The organism is Variovorax sp. 01T439_2, from assembly GCF_056398445.1.
Map to the genome: position 1 here is coordinate 1 of NZ_JBFTPJ010000564.1, position 4490 is coordinate 4490.

The 4490-nt window shown below is 69.9% G+C and carries 6 protein-coding genes and 1 pseudogene; 2 read left to right on the forward strand and 5 right to left on the reverse strand.

Annotation, left to right across the window (positions count from 1 at the left end):
* Positions 1 to 2: 2 nt before the first annotated feature.
* From AC1DOC_RS23280 to AC1DOC_RS23290, 3 genes and pseudogenes are all read right to left on the reverse strand, one after another.
* Positions 3 to 506: a hypothetical protein gene (locus tag AC1DOC_RS23280; protein WP_012747138.1), complete on the reverse strand. Its 504-nt coding sequence runs from the start codon at positions 504 to 506 to the stop codon at positions 3 to 5.
* Between the two features lie 15 nt (positions 507 to 521).
* A pseudogene (locus AC1DOC_RS23285) lies at positions 522 to 1147 on the reverse strand (alpha/beta hydrolase family protein).
* Positions 1128 to 2267: a DUF3182 family protein gene (locus tag AC1DOC_RS23290; protein ID WP_412510738.1), complete on the reverse strand. Its 1140-nt coding sequence runs from the start codon at positions 2265 to 2267 to the stop codon at positions 1128 to 1130. The pseudogene AC1DOC_RS23285 and the gene AC1DOC_RS23290 overlap by 20 nt, the downstream one beginning before the upstream one ends.
* A 420-nt stretch (positions 2268 to 2687) precedes the next feature.
* Here AC1DOC_RS23290 and AC1DOC_RS23295 point away from each other — a divergent pair, with 420 nt between their 5' ends.
* Both AC1DOC_RS23295 and AC1DOC_RS23300 read left to right on the forward strand, forming a co-directional pair.
* The gene (locus AC1DOC_RS23295) at positions 2688 to 2888 is read left to right on the forward strand and encodes a hypothetical protein (RefSeq protein WP_012747135.1); all 201 of its coding nucleotides are present in this window, start codon (positions 2688 to 2690) and stop codon (positions 2886 to 2888) included.
* A 110-nt stretch (positions 2889 to 2998) separates the two neighbouring features.
* Positions 2999 to 3607, forward strand: a complete 609-nt coding sequence (locus AC1DOC_RS23300) for a cysteine hydrolase family protein (protein WP_478081130.1) — start codon at positions 2999 to 3001, stop codon at positions 3605 to 3607.
* A 51-nt stretch (positions 3608 to 3658) separates the two neighbouring features.
* On the opposite strand, the gene AC1DOC_RS23305 is transcribed toward AC1DOC_RS23300, so the two are convergent.
* Together AC1DOC_RS23305 and AC1DOC_RS23310 are read right to left on the reverse strand one after the other, a co-directional pair.
* On the reverse strand, positions 3659 to 4132 hold the full coding sequence (locus AC1DOC_RS23305; protein WP_478081131.1) for a CBS domain-containing protein: 474 nt from the start codon (positions 4130 to 4132) through the stop codon (positions 3659 to 3661).
* 20 nt (positions 4133 to 4152) lie between these two features.
* The coding region (locus tag AC1DOC_RS23310; RefSeq protein WP_478130576.1) for a hypothetical protein at positions 4153 to 4490 on the reverse strand (338 nt) is incomplete at its 5' end.

Here is a 4490-nt window from a genome sequence, read left to right on the forward strand (position 1 = left end):
CACTACTCGTGCGCGTTGCCGCGCTGGGCCAGCAGGCATCCGGCCGCCAGCCCCAGGGCAAAGAGGCCGTAGACCGCCCCCAGGGAGCGCTTCGAAAGGTGGTGCTCGAAGCCCGGCCTGAGCCGGTGCGGCGTGATCGTGTAGTCCACCGCGCAGGCCAGCGCGGTGGCGGCGCCGGCGCTCGCGAGCGCCGCGGGAGCCGACTGCGCGGGATGCCGGCTGGCATGCAGCCAGCCATAGATCAGCGCCCAGAAGATGGCGCTCGCATGGTGCGTGGCATAGCCGAGCGCGGTGTGCTTCAGCGTGGGGCCGCGCACATCGAAGGCCCGGTCGCCCCAGAGCCAGTGGCTGGTGGCATTGGTCGGCGCCACAAGGCTGCCGGCCTCGCGGCGGCCGCACAGCATCAGCGCGGCGGTGGAGGCAAAGCTTGCGAGGGTTCCCGCGACGAGGCCGGTCCGCAGCGTCGAGCGTTGCCTTTCGCTCAGGGTCAGGGCGGGGGTTTGCATGGGAAACCTGTCTTTCTATGCGGGACTCGCGGAGACGGGCCGCGTCATGGTGCCGGTCGCCCGGGCGCCCAGCGTCATCTCCGTCATCCAGGAGACGAGGAGTTGTCCATAGGCCTGGCGGTGCGCCTGCTTCGACAGCGCATGGTCGGCCCCCGAAATGACGCGGTAGGTCGCGGAGCGCACGCGCTTGAAGGCACCCAGGTAGCCTTGGGCGCGAGCCACTCGCGGTCGCGGTAGAGCGCCGGCGCCCGCAGCGCGAGCCAGCGCACCGGCCGCATGGTGCTGACCAGCGCCGCCAGGTAGCCGCCGTAGCTGCTGCCGACGATGGCAATGGCCTGCGGGTCGACGGTGGGGTGGCTGATGAGCGTGTCGTAGGCCGCGAGCACGTCGCGCAGGTTGTCCTCGCGCGTGACCTCCTGGCGCAGCGAGGCATGGCGCGCATGGCCGCGCAGGTCGAAGGTGAGGCAGACGCAGCCGAGCGCGGCAATCTCGTGCGCGCGCGCGATGTACTGCTCCTGGCTGCCATCCCAGCCATGGACCAGGAGAACGCCGGGCACCATCGTGGAGGCGGCAACCAGCGTTCCGGCAATGTGCTGGCCGTCTACGGATATGTCTATGAAGTTATGTCGTGTCGCTGTCATATGGCTGGAACAATGCGTATTTGGCGAGCGGCCCGATCTGCGAGTCGACGCCGCGGTAGTGCACCGTTGCGCCCGCCGGGATCGCCGGCGCCTCACCRTACGCCTCGAAGCAGGAGATGCGCACGCGCTCGAGCGCCGGGTCGCGCCAGAAGCATTCGAGCGCAACCATTTCGGCCCCGGTGGCGCCGCCCACGCGCCACGACTGCTCGAGCACGCCCGAGCGCCAGGCGCCGTCCGCGCCCAGGCCCTGCGCCACGTCGTAGTTCACGCGCGACGCAAAGAAGCCCGGGTAGCACTCGATCACCGCATGGTGGTAGCGCCGCGCCTGCTCGATCGCCAGGCAAAGCGCCGGCGGCGGGCTGGTGATGGCCAGCAGCGCATCGAAGTTGCCGCGCACGAGCGTCAGGTCGGAGCCGCCGTAGACGTTCTGGCCGGTGTTGTCGAGCGTCATCCGCTGGCGGCCGAAATAGCTCACGATCATCTGGTCGACCAGCACCTGCCCGACGCTGTAGGTCTCCGGCCTGGCGAGGTTCTCTTCGAGCACCACGCCGTGCAGCGCGATCTCGCTCTCGTCCATGGCCGCGAGGCAGCGGTCCAGGGCATCGGCATCGGCGGCCATCGCCTGGCCGCGCCCGCCGGTGGCGCACACCGGCTTGATGCGCACCGCGCCGCTTTCCAGCAGGTGGCGCCCGGCCCATCGCGCGTCCTCGACCGAGAACGCCGAAAAGCCGCCGAGCACCGCCTGCGACACGGCCGGAGCGAAGGCCGGCTCCCATCCCTCGGGACAGGCCGCCGCCCTGCCCACCAGCGGGTGCGTGATCGCCTTGGTGGCGACGAAGGGGTGCGGAACCACGCCGCCGAACAGGTCGTGCAGCGTCGAGATGCCGAGCGAGCGCGCAAGCTGCGTGCTGGCGATGGTGTCGCTCGGCACGAAGTACAGCGGCGTGCTCTCGTGCGCGCGCGAGGCGTCGTATTCGCCCGCGTAGCGGAACTGCTTCAGCGCTGCGAGCCGCTGCGCGAAATTGCTGCGCGTGGCCCGTTCGTGATCGCTGCCGTAGGCCTGCGGGTCCGCGCTCCAGACCACAACGCTGCCGCCGGTGCTCTTGAGGACCGTGTCCACGAGGGCGACTCCGGAGCTGAAAAGGGTGTCCATGGCATGGGCCCGGGCTTAGCGGTGCGCCTCCGGGCGGATGCCGGAGGAAGCGCCGGTGACAAGGGCAACAAGGGCAAGAGGCCGGGTGAAAGCGGATCTGTTCATCGGGAAAACTCCTTGTGAACGGTTGGCTGGGTGCACGGGGGCAATCCGTGCATCTCGATGAGGCCGGTTCCTACAGAAGGCTCTCCTGCACGGGCCTAGCTTGTGGCTTCTTTGCAGCAGGCCCAGGGCGGGCGTCGTCCTCGCGCCGATGGTCGGACAGGTTTCGGCCCGGCGGGGCGGGATAACGCGCGTCGTTGTGAAAGAGGCCTCCTACGCGGCCTCTGCCAAACCGCCCTTCTTTCCTCGGGCGCATACTCCCATTCGCCACAACCGAGGACGAACATGCCCGCTCCTTCCAACCCGGAGTCCCGTGCGCTTGCCAAGCTGGCCTGGGAGGCCGCCTGGGAACGGCTGGGCAATGCGCTGCAGCCGCCGGCCGGCTATCCACCGGCCACGCCGGAGCAATTGGCCGAGTGCTTCGAGGTCGCGCAAGCACGGCTCGACGAAGTGCGCGCGGCGTTCGGCGTGCCGCAAGGCCGTTGAGCGGCGGCGGCCCCGGCCGGCCCTGACCGGCGCGCGTGGTGGCGACTTTCGCAGCCACGCGGGCCTTTCCTACGGCCGCGGCGCCGTCCATTGGGAATGGTGGGGCCGCCATGGCGCCTTCCCGCTCGCAATCCCAGCCCCCCGCCCTCGCACCGGCTCCCGCCGCGGGCCACACGGCCCTCCTGATCATCGACATGATCAGTTGCTGGGACTTTCCCGATGCCGAAAAGCTGTTGCCCGGCGCGCATGCCATTGCGGGGCGCATCGCGGCGCTGAAGGCGCGCTGCACGCGCGCCGGGGTGCCCGCCATCTACGTCAACGACAACCGCGGACGCTGGCGCTCGGACTTTCCCAAGCTGGTGGAACTGTCGCTGGCCGCTGGAGGCGCTGGTGCCGAGATCACCTCGACGCTGCTGCCCGAGGAAACGGACTACTTCGTGCTCAAGCCCAAGCAGTCCGCCTTCTTCGCAACACCGCTCGAGCTGCTGCTCGCCTATCTCAAGGCCACGCGGCTGATCGTGACCGGCGTGGCCAGCGACCAGTGCATCTGGGCCACCGTGGCCGACGCGGGCATGCGCGACCTCGAGGCCGTCGTTCCGCGCGATTGCGTCGCCTCGCAGACGAGCGCACGCAATGAGCGCTTCCTGCGCCAGGCGCAGGAAGCGCTGCGCGTCTCCACCACGCCCGGGCCGCGCATCCGCCTGCCTGCGAAGCGCTGATGCGTGCACAAGCCGTAGGCAGACAAACAGAGAACCCGCGCCGCGCCGGACCTACGAGGAGCCCCCGCCGGCGGGTCCGCTGGCCGCGGACTGCCCGGAGCGGTCGGGCTCGGCCGGCTGGGAGATGATGTTGAGCGTGTCGCCGGCCTTGCCGATGTCGCCCTTGGCGGCGGTGTCGCCCAGCGACAGCATGCCCACCAGCCTGCGGCCGTGGTCCACCACCGGCATGCGCCGCACCTGGTAGCCGGCCATCTCGTCCATCACGGTTTCGACGTTGTCGTTCTCGCTGCACCACTTGACGTCCTTCGACATCACCTCGGACAGCGCGGTGTCCAGCGGGCGCGTCTGCGCGACCACGCGAAGCACGATGTCGCGGTCGGTCACCATGCCCAGCAGCCGCTGGCCGTCGCACACGGGAATGGCGCCGATGTCCAGCTCGTCCATGGCCTGGGCGGCCAGCGCCACCGTGTCGGACGGCGACAGGGTCCGCACGCCGCGGGTCATCAGTTCGGATACGCGTGTCATTGCCTGCCTTCGTTTGGGAGTCAGCCGCTGCGCCGTTCGGCGTTGCGCTTGCGCGTGGCCGCAGCCTTCTTGGCCGAGGCCGAGCGTTCGGCGGCCGTGCGGGACGCCGCCGCGGCGCCGCCCTTGTGGCCGCCGGTGCGCGAGGGCGCGTGGTTCTCCGCCTTGCCGCGGCCGCTGCCGCTCTTCTTGCCGCCGCCGGTCTCGGCGTTGACGGTGGCCCAGGCGCGCCTTTCGGCTTCGCCCTTGCCCACGCCGCGATGCTCGTAGCCTTCCTCGATGTGCTCGGCCTTGCGTTTCTGCTTGTCCGTATAGGACGACTTGTCACCTCTTGGCATTGAACTCTCCTGGAGGATGAAGA

Coding starts and splice junctions, on each gene's coding strand:
- AC1DOC_RS23280 (WP_012747138.1), bottom strand. CDS start 506: ATGCAAACCCCCGCCCTGACCCTGAGCGAAAGGCAACGCTCGACGCTG.
- AC1DOC_RS23295 (WP_012747135.1), top strand. CDS start 2,688: ATGCCCGCTCCTTCCAACCCGGAGTCCCGTGCGCTTGCCAAGCTGGCC.
- AC1DOC_RS23300 (WP_478081130.1), top strand. CDS start 2,999: ATGGCGCCTTCCCGCTCGCAATCCCAGCCCCCCGCCCTCGCACCGGCT.
- AC1DOC_RS23305 (WP_478081131.1), bottom strand. CDS start 4,132: ATGACACGCGTATCCGAACTGATGACCCGCGGCGTGCGGACCCTGTCG.